At 61.8% G+C, this 859-nt stretch carries 1 protein-coding gene; it reads left to right on the top strand.

Annotation, left to right across the window (positions count from 1 at the left end; genetic code table 11):
• Positions 1–150 precede the first annotated feature (150 nt).
• The coding region (locus tag ACXJKR_RS33725; RefSeq protein WP_457326570.1) for a hypothetical protein at positions 151–859 on the top strand (709 nt) is incomplete at its 3' end.

The following is an 859-nucleotide window of genomic DNA, read 5'->3' as shown; positions in this document are numbered from 1 at the left end:
AACTTGGAGTGCGATGGATACCTCAGGCCCAATGCGCCTGCTGGGCAACGACGAAGTTGCCAATCAGACCTAGGGCCCAGATATTGCCGAGCAAGCGGGGGAACCAACCCGTTACAGCATTGATGCACTTTTTTAACAAGGTGGACGGAGATGGGGCCAATCGCACTCTTTGACAAGTCATTCCTGCAGTCGCTGTCGGTCGACGAATCGGTGTGGTTCGACCATTTCTTCATACCGGTCGTTTGCCCGCTCTTCTTCGTAGAGACCCTTGCGGACCTGGCCAAGACCATGAAGGAGGGCAGTACGCGCACCGCCGAGGGCGAGGTACGCGTCATCGCTGAAAAGACGCCAGTTCTGAGCGGGGTGCCGTGCGTTCACCACGCCAACATTTGTATTTCTAACCTGCTCGGGCAACCCGCGCCTCATGTCGGGCAGATTCCGATGGCTGGCGGCCGCCCCGTGCGCGCCTCGGACGGAAAGTCAGGGGTGGTTTTCAAGAACTCGCCAGAGGCCGAGGCATTCGCACGCTGGCAGCGAGAGCAGTTTCTCGAAGTCGAGAGAGGCTCGGCCGCGGAGTGGCGGCGGATGCTGTCCGAACTGGACCTGCCAGGGGTCGGCAGGGGGATGCAGGCACTCGGTATCACGCCGCAGAACTGCAAAACTTTGGAGCAAGCTCATGGCATTGCCGCGTCGCTCGTTCACACTCAGGCGGCGCCGCAGCAGCAGCTCGCGTTGCTCTTGGCCTTCCTCGACGTGCCTCGACGCTTGCACCAGCCGATTGCGCAGCGCTGGGAGGCTGCCGGATGGCCGCCGCTGGCTCAGCACGCCAGCTACGCCGCTCACGTCCTGATGGTCGAAC

The sequence above is a fragment of the Roseateles sp. P5_E11 genome (assembly GCF_054049355.1).
This window is presented reverse-complemented; position numbering and strand designations above follow the sequence as displayed.